At 71.1% G+C, this 24,563-nt stretch carries 27 protein-coding genes; 13 read left to right on the top strand and 14 right to left on the bottom strand.

All coding sequences use genetic code 11. The features are described 5' to 3' along the window. Positions 1-40 precede the first annotated feature (40 nt). Together MW290_RS29535 and ybeY are read left to right on the top strand one after the other, a co-directional pair. A complete protein-coding gene (locus tag MW290_RS29535; protein WP_250197918.1) occupies positions 41-1,030 on the top strand; it encodes a PhoH family protein in 990 nt (329 codons plus the stop codon). Positions 1,031-1,032: 2 nt separating this feature from the next. Further along, positions 1,033-1,476, top strand: a complete 444-nt coding sequence (gene ybeY, locus MW290_RS29530; RefSeq protein ID WP_250197917.1) for an rRNA maturation RNase YbeY — start codon at positions 1,033-1,035, stop codon at positions 1,474-1,476. A 24-nt stretch (positions 1,477-1,500) separates the two neighbouring features. On the opposite strand, the gene hemB is transcribed toward ybeY, so the two are convergent. Continuing rightward, positions 1,501-2,520, bottom strand: coding sequence for a porphobilinogen synthase (hemB, locus tag MW290_RS29525; protein WP_250197916.1), 1,020 nt, complete (start codon positions 2,518-2,520; stop codon positions 1,501-1,503). Positions 2,521-2,845: 325 nt separating this feature from the next. On the opposite strand from hemB, the gene MW290_RS29520 reads away from it, so the two are divergent. From MW290_RS29520 to MW290_RS29505, 4 genes are all read left to right on the top strand, one after another. Then, a complete protein-coding gene (locus MW290_RS29520) occupies positions 2,846-3,274 on the top strand; it encodes a CopD family protein (protein WP_250197915.1) in 429 nt (142 codons plus the stop codon). A 2-nt stretch (positions 3,275-3,276) separates the two neighbouring features. After that, a complete protein-coding gene (locus MW290_RS29515; protein ID WP_250197914.1) occupies positions 3,277-4,398 on the top strand; it encodes a VanZ family protein in 1,122 nt (373 codons plus the stop codon). Positions 4,399-4,465: 67 nt separating this feature from the next. Continuing rightward, positions 4,466-5,839, top strand: coding sequence for a class II fumarate hydratase (locus tag MW290_RS29510; protein WP_250197913.1), 1,374 nt, complete (start codon positions 4,466-4,468; stop codon positions 5,837-5,839). 75 nt (positions 5,840-5,914) lie between these two features. After that, the gene (locus tag MW290_RS29505; RefSeq protein ID WP_250197912.1) at positions 5,915-8,440 is read left to right on the top strand and encodes a PAS domain-containing hybrid sensor histidine kinase/response regulator; all 2,526 of its coding nucleotides are present in this window, start codon (positions 5,915-5,917) and stop codon (positions 8,438-8,440) included. Between the two features lie 27 nt (positions 8,441-8,467). On the opposite strand, the gene MW290_RS29500 is transcribed toward MW290_RS29505, so the two are convergent. The 7 genes from MW290_RS29500 to MW290_RS29470 all read right to left on the bottom strand — a co-directional run bounded on the left by MW290_RS29500 (position 8,468) and on the right by MW290_RS29470 (position 15,107). Next, a complete protein-coding gene (locus MW290_RS29500) occupies positions 8,468-9,403 on the bottom strand; it encodes a ChaN family lipoprotein (protein ID WP_250197911.1) in 936 nt (311 codons plus the stop codon). A 153-nt stretch (positions 9,404-9,556) separates the two neighbouring features. Continuing rightward, on the bottom strand, positions 9,557-9,826 hold the full coding sequence (locus tag MW290_RS29495; RefSeq protein WP_250197910.1) for a hypothetical protein: 270 nt from the start codon (positions 9,824-9,826) through the stop codon (positions 9,557-9,559). A gap of 132 nt (positions 9,827-9,958) precedes the next feature. Then, complete coding sequence (gene hemP / locus MW290_RS29490) at positions 9,959-10,165, bottom strand: hemin uptake protein HemP (protein WP_250197909.1); 207 nt, start codon at positions 10,163-10,165, stop codon at positions 9,959-9,961. Between the two features lie 68 nt (positions 10,166-10,233). After that, entirely contained in the window at positions 10,234-11,355 is a 1,122-nt protein-coding gene (locus tag MW290_RS29485; RefSeq protein ID WP_250197908.1) for a DUF1513 domain-containing protein, read from the bottom strand. Between the two features lie 55 nt (positions 11,356-11,410). Next, a complete protein-coding gene (locus MW290_RS29480) occupies positions 11,411-12,466 on the bottom strand; it encodes an imelysin family protein (protein ID WP_250197907.1) in 1,056 nt (351 codons plus the stop codon). Further along, a complete protein-coding gene (locus tag MW290_RS29475; protein WP_250197906.1) occupies positions 12,466-13,935 on the bottom strand; it encodes a di-heme oxidoreductase family protein in 1,470 nt (489 codons plus the stop codon). Before MW290_RS29475 ends, MW290_RS29480 begins: the two co-directional genes overlap by 1 nt. Continuing rightward, positions 13,932-15,107: an imelysin family protein gene (locus tag MW290_RS29470; protein ID WP_250197905.1), complete on the bottom strand. Its 1,176-nt coding sequence runs from the start codon at positions 15,105-15,107 to the stop codon at positions 13,932-13,934. Before MW290_RS29470 ends, MW290_RS29475 begins: the two co-directional genes overlap by 4 nt. Positions 15,108-15,208: 101 nt before the next feature. On the opposite strand from MW290_RS29470, the gene MW290_RS29465 reads away from it, so the two are divergent. The 5 genes from MW290_RS29465 to MW290_RS29445 all read left to right on the top strand — a co-directional run bounded on the left by MW290_RS29465 (position 15,209) and on the right by MW290_RS29445 (position 18,617). After that, complete coding sequence (locus MW290_RS29465) at positions 15,209-15,535, top strand: (2Fe-2S) ferredoxin domain-containing protein (protein WP_250197904.1); 327 nt, start codon at positions 15,209-15,211, stop codon at positions 15,533-15,535. A 21-nt stretch (positions 15,536-15,556) separates the two neighbouring features. Further along, positions 15,557-16,177, top strand: a complete 621-nt coding sequence (locus MW290_RS29460; protein ID WP_250197903.1) for an alpha/beta hydrolase — start codon at positions 15,557-15,559, stop codon at positions 16,175-16,177. A gap of 39 nt (positions 16,178-16,216) precedes the next feature. Continuing rightward, a complete protein-coding gene (locus MW290_RS29455; protein WP_250197902.1) occupies positions 16,217-17,365 on the top strand; it encodes a D-alanyl-D-alanine carboxypeptidase family protein in 1,149 nt (382 codons plus the stop codon). Between the two features lie 31 nt (positions 17,366-17,396). Next, on the top strand, positions 17,397-18,272 hold the full coding sequence (locus MW290_RS29450) for a D-amino acid aminotransferase (protein WP_250197901.1): 876 nt from the start codon (positions 17,397-17,399) through the stop codon (positions 18,270-18,272). Between the two features lie 69 nt (positions 18,273-18,341). Continuing rightward, complete coding sequence (locus MW290_RS29445; protein ID WP_375142977.1) at positions 18,342-18,617, top strand: YbeD family protein; 276 nt, start codon at positions 18,342-18,344, stop codon at positions 18,615-18,617. Here the strand turns inward: MW290_RS29445 and MW290_RS29440 are convergent. After that, positions 18,601-19,326 carry a tetratricopeptide repeat protein gene (locus MW290_RS29440; protein WP_250197899.1) on the bottom strand — a complete coding sequence of 242 codons (726 nt, stop codon included), beginning with the start codon at positions 19,324-19,326 and terminating at the stop codon, positions 18,601-18,603. The genes MW290_RS29445 and MW290_RS29440 overlap by 17 nt on opposite strands. A gap of 41 nt (positions 19,327-19,367) precedes the next feature. Between MW290_RS29440 and lipB the strand changes: the two genes are divergently transcribed. After that, positions 19,368-20,036: a lipoyl(octanoyl) transferase LipB gene (lipB, locus tag MW290_RS29435; RefSeq protein ID WP_250197898.1), complete on the top strand. Its 669-nt coding sequence runs from the start codon at positions 19,368-19,370 to the stop codon at positions 20,034-20,036. Further along, on the top strand, positions 20,033-21,025 hold the full coding sequence (gene lipA / locus MW290_RS29430) for a lipoyl synthase (RefSeq protein WP_250197897.1): 993 nt from the start codon (positions 20,033-20,035) through the stop codon (positions 21,023-21,025). The genes lipB and lipA overlap by 4 nt, the downstream gene beginning before the upstream one ends. A gap of 42 nt (positions 21,026-21,067) precedes the next feature. On the opposite strand, the gene MW290_RS29425 is transcribed toward lipA, so the two are convergent. From MW290_RS29425 to asd, 5 genes are all read right to left on the bottom strand, one after another. Beyond that, complete coding sequence (locus MW290_RS29425; protein ID WP_250197896.1) at positions 21,068-21,985, bottom strand: collagen-binding domain-containing protein; 918 nt, start codon at positions 21,983-21,985, stop codon at positions 21,068-21,070. Positions 21,986-22,417: 432 nt separating this feature from the next. Further along, the gene (locus MW290_RS29420; RefSeq protein WP_250197895.1) at positions 22,418-22,675 is read right to left on the bottom strand and encodes a hypothetical protein; all 258 of its coding nucleotides are present in this window, start codon (positions 22,673-22,675) and stop codon (positions 22,418-22,420) included. A gap of 25 nt (positions 22,676-22,700) precedes the next feature. Continuing rightward, entirely contained in the window at positions 22,701-22,931 is a 231-nt protein-coding gene (locus MW290_RS29415) for a 4-oxalocrotonate tautomerase (protein ID WP_250197894.1), read from the bottom strand. A 24-nt stretch (positions 22,932-22,955) separates the two neighbouring features. After that, positions 22,956-23,702: a class II aldolase/adducin family protein gene (locus MW290_RS29410; RefSeq protein ID WP_250197893.1), complete on the bottom strand. Its 747-nt coding sequence runs from the start codon at positions 23,700-23,702 to the stop codon at positions 22,956-22,958. Next, a complete protein-coding gene (gene asd / locus MW290_RS29405) occupies positions 23,699-24,556 on the bottom strand; it encodes an archaetidylserine decarboxylase (RefSeq protein ID WP_250197892.1) in 858 nt (285 codons plus the stop codon). Before asd ends, MW290_RS29410 begins: the two co-directional genes overlap by 4 nt. Between the last annotated feature and the right edge of the window lie 7 nt (positions 24,557-24,563).

Below are 24,563 nucleotides of genomic sequence, written 5' to 3'. Positions count from 1 at the left end.
GACAATGTGAAGAGTTCCTCGAAACCGCAGGCCCATCCACTTGATCCTCCGCCACGCCTTCATTCCGCCCGACAACCAGCGGCTCGCCAACCTGTGCGGCAACCTCGACGAGCACCTGCGTGCCATCGAGGCCGCCTTCGATGTGCGCATCGCCCGCCGCAACGAGTCGTTCCGCGTGGAAGGTGCCAAGGCCGCGGCCGAGCGGGCGGTGCTGCTGCTCCAAAGCCTGTACGACCGGGCCCGCCGTCCTATTCCGCCCGAGTTCTTCCAGCTGGCGCTGGCCCAGGCCACCCAGGATGCGACACCCGCCCGCAAGCGCGGCGCCCGCGCCGACGACGAAGCGCCCGTGCCCGGTGCCGGCGAGGTGGTGCTGCAGACCCGCCGGGCCGACCTGCAGGGCCGCACGCCCAACCAGCAGGTGTACCTGCGCAACATCCTGGGCCACGACATCACCTTCGGCATCGGCCCGGCCGGCACCGGCAAAACCTTCCTGGCGGTGGCCTGCGCGGTGGATGCGCTGGAGCGCAGCCAGGTGCAGCGCATCGTGCTCACCCGCCCGGCGGTGGAGGCGGGCGAGCGCCTGGGCTTCCTGCCCGGCGACCTGACGCAGAAGGTGGACCCCTACCTGCGCCCGCTCTACGACGCGCTGTACGACCTGATGGGCTTCGACCGCGTGACCAAGGCCTTCGAGAAGGGCACGATCGAGATCGCGCCGCTGGCCTTCATGCGCGGGCGCACGCTCAACCATGCCTTCGTCATCCTGGACGAGGCGCAGAACACCACCAGCGAGCAGATGAAGATGTTCCTCACCCGCATCGGCTTCGGCGCCAAGGCGGTGGTCACGGGCGACGTCAGCCAGATCGACCTGCCCAAGGGCACGCTGAGCGGCCTGATCGAGGCCGAGCGGGTGCTGCGCCGGGTCAAGGGCATCGCCATCACCCGCTTCACCGCGGCCGACGTGGTGCGCCACCCGCTGGTGGCCCGCATCGTCGAGGCCTACGAGGCCGAAGGCGTGCGCGGCGGGGTGTGAGCATGGCGGTGGAACTGAACCTGTCGCTGCAGCAGCCCGACCCGCGCCACCGCGCCCACCTGCCGCGCCACCGCGTGATGCGCTGGCTGCGCGCCGCGCTGGCAGGCCCGGCCGAGATCACGGTGCGCATCGTCGACGCCGAAGAAGGCCAGGCGCTGAACCGCGAATACCGCCAGCGCGACTACGCCACCAACGTGCTCACCTTCGACTACCAGCATGAGCCGGTGGTGGTGGCCGACCTGGTGCTGTGCGCGCCGGTGGTGGAACGCGAGGCCGCCGAGATGGGCCTGCCGGTGGCCGACCACTACGCCCACCTGCTGGTGCACGGCGCGCTGCATGCGCAGGGCCACGACCACGAGGAAGACGACGAGGCCGAGGCCATGGAGGCGCGCGAACGCGAGATCCTCAAGGGCCTGGGGCTGCACGACCCGTACCCGGTGGGGTGAGCCGGTCACCCTGCCGGCAGCGCTTCAGCGCTGCCTGATCAACCGCGCTGCCTCCAGCGCGAAGTAGGTCAGCACGCCGTCGGCGCCGGCGCGCTTGAAGGCGAGCAGGGCTTCCATCATCGCGGCTTCGCCGTCCAGCCAGCCGTTGTTGGCGGCGGCCTTGAGCATCGCGTACTCGCCGCTCACCTGGTAGGCGAAGGTGGGCACGCGGAACTGGTCCTTCACGCGGCGCACGATGTCCAGGTACGGCATGCCGGGCTTGACCATCACCATGTCGGCGCCTTCGGCGATGTCCAGCGCCACCTCGCGCAGGGCCTCGTCGCTGTTGCCCGGGTCCATCTGGTAGACCTGCTTGTTGCTCTTGCCCAGGTTGGCCTTGCTGCCCACCGCGTCGCGGAAGGGGCCGTAGAAGGCGCTGGCGTACTTGGCGCTGTAGGCCATGATGCGGGTGTGGATCAGGCGCTGCGATTCCAGCGCGCCGCGGATGGCGCCGATGCGGCCGTCCATCATGTCGCTGGGCGCCACGATGTCCACGCCGGCCTGCGCCTGCACCAGCGCCTGCTGCATCAGCACTTCCACCGTCTCGTCGTTCAGGATGTAGCCGGTGTCGTCCAGCAGGCCGTCCTGGCCGTGGGTGGTGAAGGGGTCCAGCGCCACGTCGGTCAGCAGGCCCAGCTCGGGGAAGCGGTCCTTCAGTGCACGCACCACCCGGGGCACCAGGCCGTCGGGGTTGGTGGCTTCGCGGCCATCGGGCGACTTGCGCTGCGGGTCGATCACCGGGAAGAGCGCCATCACCGGCACGCCCAGCTTCACGCATTCTTCGGCCACCGGCAGCAGCCGGTCCAGCGACAGCCGTTGAACGCCGGGCATGCTGGCAATGTCCTGCACCTGGTTCTGCCCTTCGAGCACGAACACCGGCAGGATCAGGTCGGAGGTGCTCAGCTGGTGCTCGCGCACCATCGCACGGGTGAAGCTGTCGCGCCGCAGTCGGCGCGGACGGCTGGCGGGGTAGGGCGGCAGCGGGGGCAGGTGGAAGGAGCTCACGGCGGTGCTTTCTTCGGTAAGAGCTGCTCAGCTTCTGGTTTGCCCTTGTACCGGGGCTGTAACAAATGCTGTTTCAGCGGCTAAAATCACATCTGGATGGTAGCCGCAAGGTCGCCATCCCCTGCTTTTCCTCCCTGAGCAGGTGCCTTGTCGACAAGCACGGCAAGGTTTTGCAGCCCCGGCCGGTCCGGGGCTCTTCTTTTCATGGTGCCCCCAAGCTCGCTGCGCTCGCGGCCCCCCGAGGGGGCGCACCCGCCCTTGGGGCGGCCCGGCGGGCGGGTGGTTGGCCCCCGAGTTCGCTGCGCTCGCTGTCCATAATGGCCCGATGAGTTCCGCATACCTCTGGGTCAAGGCCTTCCACATCGTCTTCGTGGCCAGCTGGTTCGCCGGCCTGTTCTACCTGCCGCGCATCTTCGTCAACCTGGCACAGGTGCCGGCCGACAGCCATGCCGAGCGGGAGCGCCTGCTGGTGATGGCGCGCCGGCTCTACCGCTTCATGGCGGTGCTGGCCGTGCCAGCGCTCGTGCTGGGCCTGTGGTTGTGGCTGGGCTTCGGCCTCAAGGGCGGCTGGCTGCATGCCAAGCTGGCGCTGGTGCTGCTGGTGCTGGGCTACCACCACGCCTGCGGCCTGCTGCTGGGCAAGTTCGAGTCCTTCTCCAACAAGCACAGCGAGCGCTGGTTCCGCGTGTTCAACGAGTCGGCGGTGATCCTCTTCATCGCCATCGTGCTGCTGGTCGTCGTCAAGCCGTTCTGAGCATGGCGGGCCAGCGCAGTTCGGCCATTCCGCTGGCCTGGGCCTACGCACTGCTGATCGTCTACGCCAGCCTTTACCCGTTCGGGCCCTGGCGCTGGCCGGCCGGCCATGCGCTGGCCGATTTCATGGCGCTGCCCTGGCCGCGCTGGCGCGACCGCTTCGACGAGGTGGCCAACTTCCTGGGCTACCTGCCGCTGGGCGTGCTGCTGTTCGGCGGCGCGGTGCGCGGTGGCATGCGGGCCTGGAAGGCGGCGCTGCTGGCGCTGGCGCTGCCGGCCGCGCTGTCCTACGGCATGGAAGTGACGCAGACCTTCCTGGCCACGCGCGTGCCCTCGCTGCGCGACTGGGTGATGAATGCTGGCGGCGCCGCACTGGGCGTGGCGCTGGCCGCGCTGGCCCACCGGCTGGGGCTGGACGTGGCCTGGCAGCGCCTGCGCCAGCGCTGGTTCGTGCAGCAGAGCGCCGGCGCCATCGCGTTGCTGCTGCTGTGGCCGGTGGGCCTGCTGTTTCCGCAGCCGGTGCCGCTGGGTGTGGGCCAGTTCGGTGACGAACTGCGGCAGTTTGCCGCCACGGCGCTGGCCGACACACCGTGGGAGCCGCTGGCCGAAGAGTGGCTGGAGCCTTCGCTGGCGCCCGAGCCGCCGCTGACGCCGCTGCACGAAAGCGCCGCCATCGCGCTGGGGCTGCTGGGGCCCTGCCTGGTGGCCTTTGCCGTCACGGCCCGCGGCTGGCGCCGGCTGGTGCTGGTGGCCGGCGCCACGGGGTTGGCCTTCGGTGCCACCACCTTGTCCACCGCGCTCAACTTCGGGCCCGACCATGCGCTGGCCTGGCTCACGCCCACCAGCCTGCCGGCCCTGGCGGGCGGCGTGGCGCTGGCGCTGCTGTGCTCGCTGGCGGGCCGGCGGCTGGCCGCAGCGCTGGGCCTGATGGCGCTCACCGCGCTGGTGGCCCTGGTGGCGCAGGCGCCATCCGATCCTTACTTCGCGGCCAGCCTGCAGGCCTGGGAGCAGGGGCGCTTCATCCGCTTCCATGGCCTGGCGCGCTGGATCGGCTGGCTGTGGCCTTACGTGGCCATGGCCTGGCTGCTGTCGCGCATCGCCGCCCGCGAGGCGGACCCGGCATAGCCACCCCGCAGTATGGGCCTTGCCTGCGGCACCACACTGGGCGGCCTATCCACCACGAGGACGATGTATGACCGACACCCGGATCGAGACTGACAGCATGGGCGAGGTGGCCGTGCCGGCCGATGCGCTGTACGGCGCCCAGACCCAGCGCGCGGTGCAGAACTTTCCGGTCAGCGGCCAGCGCATGCCCGCCGGCTTCATCAAGGCGCTGCTGCTGGTCAAGGCGGCCGCGGCGCGGGCCAACACCCAGATCGGCCAGCTGGAGCCCGAGCTGGGGCAGGCCATCGCGCAGGCCTGCACGCAGGCGGCCGAAGGCGACTTCATGGTCCAGTTCCCGATCGACGTGTTCCAGACCGGCTCGGGCACCAGCACCAACATGAATGCCAACGAGGTGGTGGCCACGCTGGCCAGCCGCACGCTGGGCCAGCCAGTGAACCCGAACGACCACGTCAATGCCGGGCAAAGCAGCAACGACACCATTCCCACCACGCTGCACGTGGCCGCCGCGCTGGCGGTGGAGCATGAGCTGATGCCGGCGCTGCAGCACCTGGTGGCCGTCACCCGTCGCAAGGGCGAGTCGCTGCACAACAGCATCAAGACCGGCCGCACCCACCTGATGGACGCGATGCCCGTGCGCATGAGCCAGGTGCTGGACGGTTGGGCCGAGCAGCTGAGCCACGGCGCGCAGCAGGTGGCGCATGCGCAGCAGTCGCTGCTGAAGCTGGCGCAGGGCGGCACCGCGGTGGGCACCGGCGTCAACGTGCATCCGCAGTTCGTGGCGGCCTTCCATGCCGAGCTGGCCGAGCTGACCGGCCTGCGTTTCACGCGGGCGCCCAGCTTCTTCGCGGCCATGGGCTCGCAGGACGCGGCGGTGGCGATGTCGGGTGCGCTCAAGACGGTGGCGGTGGCGCTGACCAAGATCGCCAACGACCTGCGCTGGATGAACAGCGGGCCGCTGGCCGGCCTGGGCGAGATCGAGCTGGAGGCGCTGCAGCCCGGCTCTTCCATCATGCCCGGCAAGGTGAACCCGGTGATCCCGGAATCGGTGGCGATGGTGGCCGCGCAGGTGATCGGCAACGACACCACCATCACGCTGGCCGGCCAGTCGGGCAACTTCGAGTTGAACGTGATGCTGCCGGTGGTGGCGCGCAACCTGCTGGAAAGCATCGGCCTGCTGGCCAATGCCAGCCGGCTGCTGGCCGACCGGGCGATCGCCAGCTTCCGCGTCAACGAGGCGCGGCTGAAGGAGGCGCTGGACCGCAACCCCATCCTGGTGACTGCGCTGAACCCGGTGATCGGCTACGCCAAGGCCGCGCAGATCGCCAAGGAAGCCTACAAGGACGGCCGACCCATCCTCGACGTGGCGCTGGAGCGCACCGAGTTGCCGCGTGAGCAGCTGGCCGAGCTGCTGGATCCCACGCGCCTTACCGAGGGCGGCTGAAGCCGGCTTCCACGATCACCTGCGGTCGCTTGGGCACAATGGCGCCCCGGCAAGGCAGTAGCGGGCAGGGAGTGCATGACCGGGTCTCGGTTCGGCAACATCGGCAGGTTCCAGGCGGGTGTCGGCATGGTGGCGATGCCTGCCGCCGATGCCGCATGGCCGCTGTGGAGCTGGCTGTGCCTGGCGGCACTGGTGCTGTTGGCGGCCTGGCTGTTCGTGGTGCACCGGCAGCTGCGGCAGGAGCGGGCCCGGCACCGGCAGGACGAAGTCGCCCTGCGTGATGCGCGGCAGTTCATTGACGACATTGCCAACGAACTGCCGGTGGTGGTGTTCCAGCGCTCGGTGGGTCCATCGGGCAGTCCCTTCACCTTCGTCGGCCACGGCGTGCACGAACTCCTGGGCTGCACCGCCGAAGAGCTGATGCGCGACCCCGAGCAGCGCTGGCGCTGCGTGCACGAGGACGATCTGGCCTGGACGCAAACCTGGGTGGATGCCTCGCTGACGCATGGCCTGGTAGGCAGCATCCATTTCCGCACCCGGGTCAATGGCCGTGTGCGCTGGATCGAGGCGCTGTCCACCGCGGTGCGCCGGCCCGACGGCAGCCGTGTGATCCATGGCGCCTGGCGCGACATCACCGAGCTGGCCGAGGCACAGCAGGTGGCGCGCGCCGCCGCCAATGCCAAGAGCGCTTTCCTGGCCAACATGAGCCACGAGATCCGCACGCCGATGAACGCCATCCTCGGCATGGCGCGGCTGGCGCTGGCCAGCGGGCTCGACGAGCGGCAGCGCCGCTACGTGCACAAGATGGAGCGGGCCGCGCATTCGCTGCTGGGCATCATCAACGACGTTCTCGACTTCTCGAAGATCGAGGCCGGCAAGCTGGAAATGGACAGCGCCCCCTTCGACCTGAGCGAGGTGATCGACAGCCTGGCCAGCATGGTGGGCCTGCAGGCCGAGGAGAAGGGGCTGGAACTCATCTTCCGGTTGCCGCCCGAGGTGCCCACCGCGCTGGTGGGCGATGCGCTGCGGCTGGGCCAGGTGCTGGTCAACCTGGGCGGCAATGCCGTGAAGTTCACCGAGCGTGGCGAGGTGACGCTGAGCGTGGAGCTGCTGTCGCGCTGCGGACCGCGCGCCACGCTGCGCTTTGCGGTGCGCGACTCCGGCGTGGGCATGGACGCGGCCCAGTGCGAGCGCCTGTTCCGCCCGTTCGAGCAGGTGGACAGTTCGGCCACCCGCCGGCACGGCGGCACGGGCCTGGGGCTGGCCATCTCCAGCCACCTGGTGCGGCAGATGGGGGGCCATCTCGGCGTGCAGTCGCAGCCCGGGGCGGGCAGCGAATTCAGCTTCACCGCCGAGTTCGAGCTGCAGCCGCAGCAGCCCGAGGCGCGCGTGCCCCTGCTGGCCGGCCGCCATGTGCTGGTGCTGGACGACCACCGAGGCGCCTGCGAAGCCTTGGCCGACATGGCCGCCGGCTTGGGCCTGGTGCCCGACTGCGCGAAGGACGGCTGGGACGTGCTGCGGCGCGTGGCCCTGCTGCCGCAGGAAGGCCTGCCCTACGAACTGGTGCTGATGGACCGCGACATGCCCGGCATGGACGGCTTGCAGTGCGCGCAGCAGATCGGCGATGCCTTGCCGGTGGTGCTGCTCACCGGCAGCCTGAACGGCGATGAACTGCTGCAGCGCCTGCAGCATCCGGGCACCCGGCGTCGCGAGGTGCTGGCCAAGCCGGTGACGCCGCAGGCCTTGCGCCGCGCCTGCCTGTCGGCCCTGGGTCTGCTGCCGCCTCCCGCCGACGACGCTGCCGAGGCCGGTGACGGCCTGCCGCCGCAGGCGCGGCAGTTGGCCGGGCGCCGCGTGCTGCTGGTGGAGGACAACCTCATCAACCAGGAGCTGGCCGCCGAGCTGCTGGCCAGCGCCGGCCTGCAGGTGACGGTGGCCGAGAACGGCCAGGATGCGCTGGAGCGGCTGCAGCACATGAACTTCGACGCGGTGCTGATGGACTGCCAGATGCCGGTGATGGACGGCTACGAGGCCACCCGCGCCATCCGCGCGCAGCCGCGCTGGGCCGCCTTGCCGGTGATCGCGATGACCGCCAACGCGATGGCCAGCGACCGCGAGCGCGCCTTTGCGGCCGGCATGGACGACCACATCGCCAAGCCCATCGACGTGGCCCGCATGTTCGAGGTGCTGGCCCGCTGGATGGCGCCCGGCGCAGGCCGGCGACCGGCGCCACCGCCCGAGCCGTCCGATCCGCTGGCCCAGGTGCCCGGTCTGGACGCGGCCGTGGGCCGTGCTGCCGCCGGCCACAACGACCCGCTGTACCGCCGGCTGCTGCTGCGCTTTGGCGACATGCAGCGCGACTTCGGCCCGCAAATGCAGGCCGCGCTGGCGCACGACCTGCCGCGGGCGCGTCGGCTGGCGCACGACCTGCGCAGCGTCTCGGGGGCGCTGGGCATGGGGCCTTTGTCCCGGCTGGCCGGCCAGCTGGAGGAGTCGGTGCGCCACGGCGAGGGCCAGGCCGATGCGCTGGCCGCAGTGCTGGCCCAGCTGCAGCCGCTGATCGAGGCGCTGGACCGGCTGCCCGCGGCCGAGCCGCAGTGAAGGCTCGGCGCGCTGCGGGCCGCACCTCTATCGTGCGGTGCCCGGCGCCGGCCGCTGCGGGATGCGGGCCATGCCGGCGCACGGATCGCCGCGTGCCGCAGCGGGCGTGAACAAGGCCAGGTCGAAGGCCGCATCCGGTGCCTCGCCTTCTTCCAGCAGGCCGATGGCCATGCTGCGGCGCTGCCACTCGGGCGGCAGCCAGCGCGGCACGCCGATGTCGCGCCGCACATGGCCGTTGCCGGCCAGCAGCACCGCGCCGGTGGCGGCATGCGCCACCAGCTGCCGCGCCATGAACTGGTCGCGGGCCACCTGGGCCAGCATCAGCTGGCGGGCCAGCGGCTCATCCACCTGGCCACAGTGGCTGGCCACGATGGCGCCGGCCTGCGCCTGGGCGATGTCGGCGGGTACCGCGGGCTCGAAGCCGGCCGCGGCCAGACCGCCGGACACGATGCGCCGGGTGTCGGTGCGCGACACGTTGGCCGCCACCAGCGGCAGCCTGTGCTGCAGCGCCAGCGTGATGAAGGGGCGGTAGAAGGTCCAGTCCCAGCCGGCGCGGCCTTGCGGCCAGCCCGCTTCGATCACCGCGTCGGCCCTGGCCTCGGCATTCCCGCCGGGCGCGGCCATCGCCGCATCGAGGGCGGCCTGGCGCTCGCGGTCGAACTGCTCCATCAGCAAGGCCGGGCGGGCGCCGCTGGCCAGCCTGCGTGCCAACGCGTCGGCACGCAGGCGGTGCTGGGCCGCGTTGTCGTGCACCTCGCCCAGCAGCACCAGCGGCTGCGTGGCCAGGGCCGCCTGCAGGCGCTGCGCGGGGTCGCCGGCGCTGGTGCTGGTGCGCGGCGTGGCGGTGGCGCAGCCGGCCAGCAGGCCCACCGGTGCGGCCACCAGGGCCCGCAACAGGCGGCGGCGGGGTCGGGCCACAGATCGGCCGGGCGGGGTGAACAACGGACGAGGGACGACGGGCATGCCGGACTCCAGGGCGCGCCAGCGCCACTCGCGCGCAGCATCGCATGCCACGCCCGGGCATGGGCCTGTGCGGGCAAGGCTCAGCCGGCGGGCTGGTGCAAGGCCGGCCGCTGCGTCAAAGCCACCGGCTGGCGTCAATGCCAGCCGCTGCCGTCAATGCCAACCGCTGCGCGGTGGCGTGCCCGGGTGGGCGGCGGCCTCGCCGGCCAGTGGCGCCTCGACAGCGCCGTTACCGCCCAGCGCCCGTGAGGCCTGGCCCAGCAGCCGCGCCACCTCGTGGAAGGCAGCGGGCTCGAAGCGCAGCGTGAGCGAAGGCAGGCTCAGGTGCACCACGCCGCAGCCGGGGCAGGCGCTGACGTGGCAGAGCGGCGACGATGCCAGCGTGGCGAGGTCGTCGTCGGCATGAAAGGGGTGGGCTGGCATCGGCAACCTTGGTGGTCGGGCGCGCGGCGGCCAGCCCTGGGGTGGAAGGAATGGTTCAGCCGTCGGGCCGCCCCAAGGCTGAACGCTCCCCCTCGGGGGGACGCGAGTGCAGCGAGCTTGGGGGCCGATCGTCTACTTGGTGAGGATGAGCTTGCCCAGCGCCGTCAGGCGCAGGCGGTAGACCGAGCCGTAGTGCTCGATCTGCACCTCGTTGGCGCCATCCAGCAGCGTGCGGCTGGTCAGCGTGCGGGGCGGCACCGATTGCGGTGCCATGTGGTGGGCGGCCGACCCGGTGTCGGCACGGAAGGGCGTAGGAACCGGGGTCAGGTGGTGTTGCATGGCTCCACTATAAACGCGAATCGTTCGCATTTAAAGAGGTTGGCATGCCGCCGTGGTTATCTTGTGTTTCAGGCGGCCCGCGCGGCGTGGTTGTCAGGCGCACGTTCCCCCTGCCAGGGGTGCAGGGCGGGCGCATTGCCCAGCGCCTTCCAGCCGCCCGGGCCGGCCACCAGCGCAGTGCCGTGGGTGGCGGCCAGGGCATAAGCCTCGCCGTGCGCCTGCGTGCCTTGCCACGCGCCCGTGGCCGACCAGGTGGCCACCGCATCCACGCGCGGGCAGCTGACGTGGAAGCCGGCCGGCGTGGCGCAGATGTCGCCGCCGTAACCGCCCAGTGGCTGCGGCGTCGGCAGGGCCACCAGCGTGGGCTCTGCACCTTCGGCCCGGGCGCCACGCAGCACCGCCAGCACCGGCGCCGCCCGCTGGGCAGCGGGGTCGTCGTGCTGGGCCTGCAGCGCGATGCCCAGGTCGGGGCCGCGCCAGGCCAGGTGGCGCAGGCTCAGCCGCGAATCGTCCAGCCGCCATTGGCCGGTGATGCGGCCGCTGGCGGCCGCGATGCGCACGATGGACGAATCCATCGCGTCGAGGTCGATCTTCAGGCGGCCGGTTTCCGGCCGCGTGGCCACGCCGCCATTGGCCACGAGCAGGTGGCCACGGCCGTCGGCCAGCAGCATGTGGTTGTCGGTGCCGCCGGTCGGCCATTCGGCCAGGCGTTTCAGCGTGTGGGGGTCGCGGCGCGACAGCAGGCCGGCGCCGGTTTCGAGGTCGCTTTCGGTGGTGTAGAAGTGGCCGTCCAGCCACTGCGCATGGCCGCTGAAGGCGCGGTCGCCGTCCATCCAGTGCCACTGGGCCTGCGTGGGCCGGGCCGGGTGCCAGCGCAGCAGCCATTCGCCGGGCCGGCGCGCCGCCACCAGCACGCCGCCATCGGGCAGCGGCAACAGGCCATGGGCACGGGTGGGCACGTCGATCACCGCTTCCACCTGGCAGGGTGCGCCGTCGGCGGTGGACAGGCGCACGCAACCCAGCTGGTGGCGGCCATCGGGCAGGTCCCAGGCGGTGAAGAGGCGCGTGGCGCCCGGCGCGGCCACGGCCAGGCGGGGCAGTGCAGCGGCGCCGCCCAGGGCGGCCAAAGCCTGCAGCAGCTGGCGGCGGCGCCAGCCCCGGCCCACCTCAGTCCCGCCGGGCCGCCCCAAGGGACTGAGCTCCCCCTCGGGGGGGCGCGAGCGCAGCGAGCTTGGGGGTAGACGTTCAGTCACCGTCGGCATCCGTGAACCCAAGGGCGACTTGCAAGGCAGGCGCAATGCGCTTTTCCAGCAGCGACTTCAGCGCCCCCAACTCGCGCGCGGCGGCCAGCGGCGCTTCGGTGCGGGCGGGAGCGGCACCGCTGCCCAGCCGCTCGATCGCCTGCCCGGTGCGGGCCACCTGGGCGGCCAGTTCGTCGGCCAGCGGGTTGAGGCCGCGGCCGCGCAGGTAGGCCTCCACCGGCACCAGGCCTTCGCCCAGCGGCCGCGCCGGGCCGGCGCTCAGGGCCGCCAGCGACTGCCAGCGCGCATGCCAGGCCTGCGCGGTGGCCGCAGCGGCCTGCCGGGTGTAGGCCACCGGCCGGCCTTCGGCCGAGCGGATGGGCTTTTCGATGTCGGCCCAGCGCAACCGCTCGATGCCGCCCAGCCACTGGTTGATGAACTCGCCGAAGGCCGTGGACGCGGCTTCGCCGTCTTCGTCCCACTCACGCCCGGCCAGGGCCTGGAAGTCGGCCTGGATGGCGTCGGCCTCGCGCCGCAGGTCGGCGGCCACCGCCTGAGCGAAGCGGCATTCGGCGCTGCCCGGCGCGGCGGGCTGGGTGAACAGCAGGTGTTCCAGTGCCGGCAGGCCCTTGGCGGGCGAGCCCACGCGGGCCATGCCGTCGGCGTCAGACGGGGCCGCCTTGACGGAGCGCGCGATCAGCTCCGGCCGCGCCGGCTGGAAGTCGATGCGCCGGGCCGAGCGCCGCTCGACCAGCGGGCCGATCTGCACCGCGCTCAGCCGCTCCCAGGCCAGCATCGCTTCGCGCCACCGTGCGCGGGCGTCGTTCAGCGCGGTGGCACCGCTGGCAGCGCATCCCTGCTCAAGCGCCGGCACCAGCGCCGCGCTGGCCTGGGCAAAGGCCTGGGCCTGCGGCTGGTAGTGCTGGCGGTACAACGCCTCCAGCGCGTTCACCGGGGTGTAGAAGGGCACGGCCACGTCGGATACCGGCGCGGCCTGCGCGGCCAGGGCCATCAGCAGCGCGGCGGTGGCCAGCGGGCGGGGCCAGGGGGTTGGCAGCATCACAGCGACTCCACGAACTTGACCAGGGCTTCGCGCTCCTGCCTGTTGAGCTTCAGCACCGCGTCGCGGCTGGCCTGCGCCTCGCCGCCGTGCCGCAGCACCGCTTCCAGCACACCGCGGGCGCGGCCGTCGTGCAGCAGCCGGGTGTGGCCGTTGACGTCGCGGATCAGGCCGATGCCCCACAGCGGCGGCGTGCGCCACTGGCGGCCGTTGGCGCCGTAGTCGGGGCGGCCGTCGGCCAGCCCCGGGCCCATGTCGTGCAGCAGCAGGTCGGTGTAGGGCTTGATCACCAGGCCCTTGAGCGCCGGGCTGGACAAGTGCGGAAAGCGCTCAGCCAGCGCCGCGTCGCCCGTCACGTAGCTGGGGCGGTGGCAGGCGGCGCACTGCAGCTGGCTGAACAGCTTCTCGCCGCGCAGCACCTGCGCATCGTTCACCTGGCGGCGCGCCGGCGGCGCCAGCGTGGCGGTGTAGAAGACCACCTGCGCCAGCGTCTCGTCGTCGATCTCCACGCCGCCGTCCTTGCCGCCATGCGGCGCGGCCGCGCAGTCGGATTGCGTGGTGCTGCAGGCCTCGGTCGGGAAGGGCGTGGAGGTGATGCCCATGTCGCCGATGAAGGCGCCCGCCGTCTGGTGCGCCACGGTGGCCACGTTGGCCTTCCAGCCGAAGCGGCCCGGCATCATGCGCTGGGCAAAGGCGTCCCACACCTCGTTCACCTGGCCCTTGATGGGGCCGGGCGTGGCAGCCTGGCGCTGTGCGTTGCCGCGGATCTCGGCCTCGGGAATCGCTTCCAGCAGGCCCATGCCGATGACCTGCGGCGCGATGCGCGGGCTGATCATCACGCCTTCGCCCAGCGGGCCGTAGCCCAGCTGGTCGATCTCGTAGTGGGGCTGCTGCAGCTCGAAGGGCGTGCCGTCGGCAAAACGGCCCTTGACGGGCGTGGTGCGGATGCGCACCTGGCCCTCGGGCTTCACGCCGCGGATCGCGGCGTTGTTCAACTGGTCGCCGTACACCGGGTGGGGGTTGGGCGCGCCGTGCTCGCCCACGCCGGGGATCGACAGGCGCATCAGCAGCGCCACCGGCTGCTCGGTGCTGAGCCCGTTGCGAAAGTCGGGCGGCGCGCCGCGGCCGTCCTGCACATGGCAGCCGCCGCAGGAGCGGGCGATGAAGTGCGGCCCCAGCCCGTCGCGCGCCTGGGTGGACGAAGGCGCCTCCACCCAGTTGCGGCGGAAGAAAGAGTTGCCGATGACGAAGCGCGTGCGCTCCGCGTCGCTGAGGTTGGCGGCCGGGAAGCTGAAGGCATTGCGGCCGGTGGCGTACACCGTGGCCGCACCGGCGGTGGCGGCGCGTTGGTCGCCCGCAGGCGCGCTGGCGGCCTTCGCAGGGCCAGCGCCCGGCCCTGCCTGCGCGGGCAGGCCCGCCGCCAGTACCAGCACCAGCGCGCCCGGCGCGGCCAGCAGCAACGCCTTCACGGGTTCACCAGCGTCAATTGCGTGATGCCCACCGCCGAGGCGGCGGCCACCAGGTCCTTGGACTGCTGCACCAGGCTGTCGATCACCGTCTTGATGCGGCGGCGGCCGGGCGCGTTGTCGTCGCCCAGGATCTCGCGGTCGAAGGGTGCGCGGATCTCGCGCGCGGCGGCCACCGATTGCGAGATCTGCCGCGTGGTGCGCTCGGCCACCGCCGCGTCCTTGGCCTGCACCAGGTCGCGCAGCGACGGACCTTGCAGCGTGCTGCCGTCGCGGCGGCGGTACTGGCCCAGCCACACGTTCTCGATGCCCAGCGCATTGGTCACCGCGTCGCGGTGGGTGTTGTCGGAGAAGCAGGAGTGTTCGTCCTCCTGGTCCTGCGTGTTCAGCGCCACCTCCAGCCGCTCGCCGGCCAGCTCGCCGCGCGACAGCGAACCCAGGCCGACGATGATCTTGCGCACCGATTCACGGCCGCCCGCCTCGAAGCGCGCGCGGTAGTTGCCCTTGACGCCCGGCTGCCAGGCCTTGGTCAAGAAGCGCAGGTCGTCGATCAGCAGCTCGGTCACCACCGCCAGGTAGCGGCGGCGGCGATCGGCATTCGGCTTCTTGCCGTCGACGAAGTCCTCGAAGCTGCGCTCGCCGGGCCCGTTGTCGTTGAAGTCCTGGCCCCACAGCAGGAACTCGATGGCATGCCAGCCGGTGGCGATGTTCTCTTCGCCGCCGCGCTCGTTCATGCGGCTGAGGTAGGCCTTGGTGATGGCCACTTTCTTCTCGTTGACGATGCCGGCATTGGGCCGGTCGCGCGTGCCGTCGACGAAGGCCTCGTCCATCGGCCAGGCGTTCAGCCGGCCTTCCGGCCCCTTGTCGTCGTCGATCGGGCCGCCGTAGAAGCGGAAGGCCTCGGTCTGGCCGTACCACTCGCGCGCGGCCAGCCAGGCCTTGCGGGCGGCGTCCAGGCCTTCGGCGCTGGGCTGCTTCGTGAAGCTGCCGATGGCGGCCTGCAGCTCCAGCGCGGCGGCCAGCGTGTCTTCATAGCCGGCGCTCACCAGCACCGCGTAGTGGCGCACCACGCTCGCAAAATCAGCCGTGGGCGTGGCCTGCGCCCAGGAATGCAATGGCCAGGCGGGCACGGTGGCGGCCACGGCCGCCAGGCCCAGGAAACGACGCTTGTTCATGCCGGCATGTTATGCGAACGCTTCGCATTTGCATCCAAGTCCCGACCGCCGGCCCGGCGATCGACAGGTTCGCGGTGGCGGCCGCTGCCTACAATCAGGGTATGAACTATTACCGGCACCACATCTTCTTCTGCCTGAACAAGCGCGAAAACGGCGAAGACAGTTGTGCGCAGCATGCGGCCCAGGCCGGCTTCGACCGCTGCAAGAGCCAGGTCAAGGCCGCCGGCCTGGCCGGCCCGGGTGGTGTGCGGGTGAACAAGGCCGGCTGCCTGGACCGTTGCGCCGGTGGCCCGGTGGCCGTGGTCTACCCCGAAGGCACCTGGTACACCTTCGTGGACGAATCCGACATCGACGAGATCGTCGAGCATCACCTCAAGGGCGGCGAAGTGGTCGAGCGCCTGGTGCTGCCGCCCAACGTCGGCCGCTGAACCCGCGGCTGCCCCGACAACGTGAATTCCCAAACCCAGCGAGCGTCCATCGCCGGCCCGGCCGGCGTGCTTCAGTGCGCGATCGACGAGCCGGCCGAGGCGGTGCGCGGCGTGATGGTGGTGTGCCACCCCCACCCGCTGCACGGCGGCACCATGGACAACAAGGTGGTGCAGACGGTGGCCCGCGCCGGCCTGCAGCAGGGCCTGCGCACCGTGCGCTTCAATTTCCGCGGCATCGGTGAATCGGCCGGTGCCTGGGATGCCGGCCAGGGCGAGGTGGACGACGCGCTGGCCGTGATCGCCGCCTACCGGGATGCGGCGCTGCCGCTGTGGCTGGCCGGTTTTTCCTTCGGCGGCTACGTGGCGTCGCAGGCCGCCGCGCGCCTGGCCTCGCAAGGCACACCGGCCGACGGCCTGGTGCTGGTGGGGCCGGCGACACGGAACTTCGAGGTGGCAACGGTGCCCGAAGGCACGCTCGTCATCCACGGTGAAGCCGACGACGTGGTGCCGCTGCAGGCCACGCTGGACTGGGCCCGCCCGCAGTCGCTGCCCGTGGTGGTGGTGCCCGGTGTCGGCCACTTCTTCCATGGGCAGTTGCCCTTGCTCAAGTCGCTGGTGGTGCGGCACCTGGCTGCCGCCTGACGCCTGCCAACGACGCTTTTTCTCCTTTTCGCTCTCCGAATGAAAAAACTGTTTGCCTTCGTGCTGGCCGTGGCCTGCACCGTTTCTTCCTGGGCCCAGGCGCCCCAGCCGCCCGAACTGGCGGCCCGCCACTACATCCTGCTCGACCTGACCAGCAACCAGGTGCTGGCCGAGCGCGACGCCGACACACCCACCGACCCGGCCTCGCTGACCAAGCTGATGACGGCCTACGTGGTGTTCACCGCGCTGCGCGAGAAGAAGCTGACGCTGGAGCAGACGCTGACGGTGAGCAAGCGGGCCTGGGATGAGCGCAAGGGCGACCCGTCGCTGATGTTCATCGACACCACGATGACGCCCAAGGTCGACGAGCTGCTGCGCGGCATGATCATCCAGTCGGGCAACGACGCCTCGGTGGCGCTGGCCGAAGGCGTGGCCGGCTCGGTGGATGCCTTCGTGGGCATGATGAACCGCCAGGCCCAGGCCTGGGGCCTGAAGAACACCAGCTTCAAGAACGTGACCGGCATGACCGAAGCCGGCCACCGCACCAGCGCCCGCGACATCGCGGTGGTGGCCTCGCACGTGATCCGCGACTTCCCCGAGTACTACCCGTACTACTCGGTGCGCAGCTACACCTTCAACAAGATCAAGCAGGACAACCGCAACCTGCTGCTGGGCCGCGACCCCAGCGTGGACGGCATGAAGACCGGCTACACCGACGCCGCCGGCTACTGCCTGGTGGCCAGCGCCCAGCGCGACATGCCCAACGGCAAGCGCCGCCTGCTGAGCGTGGTGATGGGCACCGGCTCCAAGGAAGCCCGCGCCACCGAGAGCCAGAAGCTGCTGAACTGGGGCTATAGCGCCTGGGATTCGGTGCGCCTGTTCGAAGAAGGCAAGCCCATCGCCACGCCCGAGGTGTGGAAGGGCACCCAGCGTGAAGCCAAGCTGGGCGCGGCCGGCGCCGTGTACGTGACGCTCCCGCGCGGCGAAGGCGACAAGCTGCAGACCAAGGTGGAGCGCACCGACCCGCTGGTGGCGCCGCTGACCAAGAACCAGCGCGTGGGCACGCTGAAGGTGAGCACCGCCGCCGGCGCGCCGCTGGCCGAAGTGCCCCTGGTGGTGCTGGAGCCGGTGGAACAGGCGGGCCTGCTGGGCCGCGCCTGGGACGCGCTGCGCCTCTGGATCAAGTAAGGTGCAGCCTGAAGTCGCCGCGGAGAAAGCCATGATCGCGCTGCCCGAAACCCTGTGTTACCTGAACGGCGAGTACACGCGCCTGTGCGACGCCAAGGTCTCGGTGCTCGACCGCGGCTTCATCTTCGGCGACGGCGTGTACGAGGCGATCCCCGTCTACGGCGGCCGCCTGTTCCGCTTCAGCGAGCACATCGCCCGCCTGGGCCGCAGCCTGGCCAAGCTGCGCATTCCCAACCCGATGGACGAGGCGCGCTGGCTGGCCACCGCCCGCCGCCTGGTGCAGGACCATCCGGCCGAGGTGCAGGTGGTGTACATCCAGGTCACGCGCGGAGTGGCGATGCGCGACCACGTGGTGCCGGCCGAGCCGGTGCCCACCGTGTTCATGATGACCAACGAGCTGAAGCAGGCCAGCGCCGAGGCGCGCCACCAGGGCGTGGCCTGCATCACCGCCCGCGACTTCCGCTGGGAGCGCGGCGACATCAAGAGCACCTCGCTGCTGGGCAGCGTGCTGGCGCGCATGGTGTCGGCCGACCAGGGCGCCACCGAGACCATCATGTTCCGTGACGGCTGGCTGACCGAAGCCAGCAGCAGCAACGTCTGGGTCGTGAAGGAAGGCGCGCTGCTGGGCCCGCCCAAGAGCGAGCACCTGCTCGAAGGCATCCGCTACGAGCTGCTGCGCGAGCTGTGCGAAGAATGCGGCATCGCCTACAACCTGCGCCCGCTGGCCGAGGCCGAGGTGCTGGGCGCCGACGAGGTGCTGCTGAGCTCGGCCACCAAGGAGGTGCTGCCGGTCACCCGCATCGACGGCGCCGAGGTGGGCCACGGCGCGCTGCGCGGCAAGCCCGGCCCGGTGTACGCCCGCCTGTATGAGGCCTACCAGAACGCCAAGAAGCTGCAGTCCGTCTGACCGCGGCCCGCGCTGCGCGGTTGCAATCGGGCGGCGCCACCCCTTGTCTTTGCGATGAGTACCGCCACCATGCAGCCCATCCCGCCCGAACAATCGCTGATCGAGTACCCCAGCGCCTTTCCCATCAAGGTGATGGGCGAGAACGTGGACGGTTTCGTGCACGCGGTCACCCAGGTGGCCGAGCAGTTCGACCCCAACTTCGACGCCAGCACCGTGGAACTGCGGCCCAGCAAGGGCGGCAAGTACCTGGGCGTGACCATCACCGTCACCGCCACCAGCCGCGAGCAGCTGGACGAGCTCTACCGCACGCTGACCACGCACCCGATGGTCAAGGTGGTGTTGTGACCGGGGCCGGCGGCCGCTGGGGCGGTTCGGCCAGCCGCGCGTCGATCTCGCGCAGCTTGGCCGGCGCCACCTCGTCGCCGCTGGCCGCCGCTACGGCATACCAGTAACGGGCCAACCGCAGATCGTGCGTCACGCCCACGCCCGTTTCGTACATCGAGGCAAGGATGTACTGCGCCCCCACGTCGCCGCCCTTGGCCGCCTCGCGGTACCAGTGCGCCGCCGCCGGCAGGTCCTGCGCGGCGCCACGGCCCAGGTAGTAGGCGGTGGCGATCTCCACCTGGCCGGGCACGCTGCCCTGCTCGGCCGCGCGCAGGTACCAGCGGCTGGCCTCGCCCAGGTCGCGCCGGCCGGCGTCGCCGGTTTCGTACAGCCGGCCCATGCCGTAGGTGGCGGTGACGAAGCCGTGCTCGGCCGCGCGCTGCATCAGCCGCAGCGCCTCGCCGTTGCTGGCACCGGGCAGCTCGCGCTTCAGGTGCATCACCGCCAGGTTGTAGTCGGCCGCCGGCAGCCCCGCGCGGGCCAGGCCCTCGAAGGCCTCGCGCGCCTGCAGCAGCCGGCCCTGGTCGTGGTCCACCACCGCCGCCTCCAGGCGCGCCTGCAGGGCCTCTTTCTGCGCGGGCGTCAGCGCCGGCTCGGCGGCGCCGGCTGCGGTGGCTGCCAGCAGGGCCAGGGCGCCGAGCAACGGGTGGATCGAAGGGCGGAAGGGCATGCGTTTCTCCTGCTGCCGGCGCTGGCCGGCCAATGCGCACCATGATCGTCAAGACCCTGGGCCGCGTCGACTATGCCGCCACCGAGGCGGCGATGCGCGCCTTCACCGAACAACGCGATGCCGACACGCCCGACGAACTGTGGCTGTGTGAGCACGACCCCGTCTACACCCAGGGCATTGCCGGCCGCAGCGAGCATGTGCTCAGCCCCGAAGGCATCCCGGTGGTGCGCACCAACCGCGGCGGCCAGGTCACCTACCACGGCCCCGGCCAAGTGGTGGCCTATCCGCTGGTCGACCTGCGCCGGCTCGGCATCTACGTCAAGGAGTACGTCTACCGGCTGGAGCAGGCGGTGCTCAAGACGCTGGCCGACTATGGCGTCACCGGCCACCGGGTGAGCGGCGCGCCTGGCATCTACGTCAAGCTGGCCGACCCCTTCGGCCATGCCAGGCTCGCCGACCCGGCGCCGGGCGCCGACCCGTTCACCGGCCTTGGCAAAATCGCGGCGCTGGGCATCAAGGTGAGCCAGCACCGCACCTACCACGGTGTCGCGCTCAATGTCGCGATGGACCTGCAGCCCTTTCTGGGCATCGATCCTTGCGGTTACGCCGGGCTGCAGACCATCGATCTGGCTAGACTCGGCATCTCTACCGATTGGAGCGAGGCCGCCGCACGCTTTGCCAAGCGCCTGGCCGCCCAACTGACCCCATGACCCAGCCCACGCCCACCGCCGCCGCCTCGCCCACCGCCTACGACCCCACTGCCAAGCAGAAGGCGCAGGCCAAGACCGCACGCATCCCCATCAAGATCGTGCCGGCCGAGGTGCTGAAGAAGCCCGACTGGATCCGCGTCAAGGCCGGCTCGCCCACCACGCGCTTCTACGAGATCAAGCAGATCCTGCGCGAGCACAAGCTGCACACGGTGTGCGAAGAAGCCAGCTGCCCCAACATCGGCGAGTGCTTCGGCAAGGGCACGGCCACCTTCATGATCATGGGTGACAAGTGCACCCGCCGCTGCCCCTTCTGCGACGTGGGCCACGGCCGCCCCGACCCGCTGGACGAGGATGAGCCGGCCAACCTGGCCAAGACCATCGCCGCGCTGCGCCTGAAGTACGTGGTCATCACCAGCGTCGACCGCGACGACCTGCGCGACGGCGGCGCGGCCCACTTCGTGGAGTGCATCCGCCAGACGCGCGCGCTGTCGCCCGAAACCCGCATCGAGATCCTGACGCCCGACTTCCGCGGCCGCATGGACCGCGCGCTGGAGATCCTGAAGGCCGCGCCGCCCGACGTGATGAACCACAACCTGGAAACCGCGCCTCGCCTCTACAAGGAAGCGCGCCCGGGGTCGGACTACCAGTACAGCCTGAACCTGCTCAAGCGCTTCAAGGAATTCGCGCCCGACGTGCCCACCAAGAGCGGCATCATGGTCGGCCTGGGCGAGACGGACGAAGAGATCCTGCAGGTGATGCGCGACATGCGCGCGCACGATATCGACATGCTCACCATCGGCCAGTACCTGGCCCCCAGCGGCCACCACCTGCCGGTGCGCCGCTATGTGCACCCCGACACCTTCAAGATGTTCGAGGAAGAGGCCTACAAGATGGGCTTCACCCACGCCGCCGTGGGCGCGATGGTGCGCAGCAGCTACCACGCCGACCAGCAGGCCCACGCCGCGGGCGTGGCCGACGCGGTGGTGTGAGCCCGGCGCCGCGGTGACGCGGCACCCTGGCTAGCGCGTCCCTCAGGCGCTGCGCTGGCGCCGCCGCAGCGCGGCCACGGCCAGCAGGCCGCCGGCCATCAAGGCCCAGGTGCCCGGCTCGGGCACGGCGGTGATGATGCTCACCGGGGTGAACGTGTCCTGGCGCAATCCGTAGCCGCCCAGCCCCTGGAAGCTGGACGCCACCAGCGTGCCGGTGAGGCTGCCGTTGCTGCCCGACACCGCCGCGAAGGGCGCCAGCACGCTGGCGTCGATGCTCCTGAGGCTCAGCGACGAGGCTTCGTAGAAGTTGAACAGCACGTTGCTGCCCAGCTGGCCGGGGTTGAGCGTGCCGTTCATCTGCAGCGCGCTGCCCGCCACATTGACGATCACCGTCGCGCCCTGCTTGATGTTGGCGGTGCTGAACCAGCCGGCGCTGCTGAAGTCGGCCGCGCTGAGGTTGAACACCTCCACGTCGGCACCGGTGCCGGTGAAGTAGCCGCCGCCGTACTGGGTGGCGTAGCTGCCGGTCTTGCTGGCCGTGGCCACCGTGGTGGACAGGCCCTTGAGCCGGCTGGCCGCGGCCGTGAAGTCGACCGGCGAGGCGCCGCTGTCCACGGTGCCCTGCGTGAAGTTGCCGGCCACCGCGCCGCCGACGTAGCTCTTGCCACCGTTGACCGAACCGTTGCCACCCATGAAGCTGCCGCCCACCACCATGGCGTAGCCGCCCACGTTGCTGCTGGCGTTGGCATTGACCGCCCAGCTCGACAAGGTGACCGAGCCGCCCGCGGCCAGCGGGCCCTGGGTGGCACCGTTGACGCCGCTGAAGGACCCGAACACGAAGGCGTTGAAGCTGCCGGCGGCGCCGAGGTCCACGACCGCGGCTTGCGCCGAAACGCCGGCGGTGAGCGCGACCACCAGGCCGGCGGCCGAGCGGAGGCGGGGCGAGAAAGAACACGACATGGACGACTTCCCAACGGCTGTGGCAGCCCGAAAAGCAGGCTGCGAGGAGCGGGAATGTAGGGCCGGAAGGCGACCCGCCGCCGGTGCAGCCGGCGCGGGCGGCGGCTTGCCGTGCAAGCCGTCACGCCGGGTGTGGGCCCGGCGCCTCAGCGTCTGGATCAATGGCGCAGCGAGAGCGCGCGCAGCGCGTCCTTGGGTTTGAGGATCCGGCAGTCGCCGTGGTGCTTCAGCACGAGCAGGTCGTCGTCACCGGTCACGATCATGTCAGCGCGCCCGGCGGCTGCGCAGGCCAACACGGCGTCATCATCGCCGTCGCGGCTGACGGGGCACGGCAGCGGCACAGCATGCACCCGTTGAGCGATGCGGCCTGGTAGCCCTGCCACAGCAGGGCGGAAACCACGATGTTGGTGTCGAGTACTGCGCGTGGCGGTATCACCGCTGCGTGCCGGGGACCCCCGGCCGCTGGGCTTGGCGTACCTCATCGACCTCGGCCTGCAGTTGCCGCAGCGACCGCGGCCGGCTGCCGCCTGCCGTGGCACGTGCGGCACCTGCGAGCAATTGCTGAGCGGCCTGTCGACGCATCTCTTCCTTCAGCAGCCGCGTCATGGCCTTGGGTGTCAACAGCCCGGCCGCTTCAGCGTCGTTGGCCAGACGCTCGGGCAGATCCAGCTTGAGTTCGCGTGTGCTCATGACGCTGAGCCTAAGGCAGCGGGCGTCAATCCGCCAGCGGCGCCGCCTCCGGCGCGGGCGGTGTGAAGGCTGCCTTGTCGCTCCACAGCTGGCCGCCGGTGGCCCAGTTGTGGCGGGCCACTTCGGTGATCACCACGTCGACCGAATCGGGGCTGGCGCCCAGGGTGCGCACGGTGGCTTCGGTCAGGGCCTGGGCGAAGGCACGCTTTTGCTCGAGCGTGCGGCCTTCGAACATCTCGACGCGGATGGTGGGCATGAGGATCTCCTTGAGGTTGAAGCTTCAGTCGGCGTAGCCGGGCGACAGCCGGTCCAGGCGGCGCAGCAGCGCGGGCCATTCGAGGTCGCCGTCCCATTCCTGGCCGTTGCCCACCCACTCGCGCCAGGTGCGCTGGGCCAGTGCGTCGCTCACCACCTGGATGCCGGCGCGTGCACCGGCCTGAGCGCGCAGTTGGGCCTGGGCGGCGCGCTCCAGCAGGTGCATCAGCATGAAGGCTTCGGCCACGGTGCGGCCGACGGTCAACACACCGTGGTTGTCGAGGATCAGGCCGTCGAGCGCGCCCAGCCGGGCGGCCAGCCGCTGCTGCTCTTCGGCGCCCAGCGCCAGGCCTTCGTAGGCATGGCGGCCCAGCCGGCCGTGCAGCCGCATCGCGTACTGGCTGGTGGGCAGCAGGCCCTCGGGCAGCATGCTCAGCGCCACGCCCCAGGGGGTGTGCAGGTGGATCACGCATGCCACTTCGGGCCGGGCCGCATGCACCGCGCCGTGGATGGCAAAGCCGCTGGGGTTCACCGGTCGGCCGCTGCCGTCCACCACCTGGCCGCGCTGGTTCACCTTCACCAGGCTGCTGGCGGTCACTTCTTCGAACAGCTGGCCGAAGGTGTTGATGAGGTAGTGCCCCGGCTCTCCCGGCACGCTGGCCGAGAGGTGGGTGTAGATGGTGTCGTCCCAGCCGTTGAGTGCGGCCAGGCGAAAGGCCGCCGCCAGGTCGGCGCGCACCTGCTGCTCGGTGCGCGGCGGCCGTGGGCTCACGCGCCGGCTCCGGCCTTGCTGGCCATTGGCTGGCCCATGCGCACCGGGCCGGCCGGCGCCCACACCGGGTTGAAGCGCAGCGTGCCGCGCGGCCACAGCAGCACCACGGTGCTGCCCAGCAGGAAGCGGCCCATCTCGGCGCCCTGGGCCAGCGTCACCTGGCCATCGGCATAGGTCCACTCGCGCAACTGGCCGGTGCGCGGCGGGTTGACCACGCCGTGCCACACGGTGGCCATGCTGCCCACGATGGTGGCGCCCACCAGCACCTGCACGAAGGGGCCGTGCGGCGTGTCGAACACGCACACCACGCGCTCGTTGCGGGCGAACAGGCCCGGCACACCGCGGGCGGTGGTGGGGTTCACCGAGAACAGGTCGCCGGGCACGTGGATCATGCGCCGCAGCCGCCCTTCGCACGGCATGTGGATGCGGTGGTAGTCCTTGGGGCTGAGGTAGATGGTGGCGAAGTGGCCGTGCTCGAACTGCGCGGCCAGCGCGGCATCACCGCCCACCAGCGCGGTGGTGCTGTAGGCATGGCCCTTGGCCTGGAAGATCTGGTCGCGCTGGATGTCGCCGAACTGGCTGATCGCGCCGTCCACCGGGCACACCCAGTCGGCATCGGCCAGCGGGCGAGCGCCGGGCTTCAGGGCGCGGGTGAAAAACTCGTTGAAGCTGGGGTAGTGCGCCGGGTCAGGGTCGGCGGCTTCGGCCATGTTCACGCCGTACTTGCCGATGAACCAGCGGATCAGCGCGGTGGTGGTGCCACCGGCCTGGGCCGAGGCCACGCGGCCGGCGAAGCGGGTGAGGGCCTGCTTGGGCAGCAGGTACTGGGGGAGGACGTCGAGGCGTTCAGACACCAAACCA

Source organism: Aquincola tertiaricarbonis, from assembly GCF_023573145.1.
Lineage (GTDB): Bacteria > Pseudomonadota > Gammaproteobacteria > Burkholderiales > Burkholderiaceae_C > Aquincola > Aquincola tertiaricarbonis_B.
Note: the sequence above shows the minus strand (reverse complement) of the source record. Positions and strands in the feature narration are given on the sequence as shown.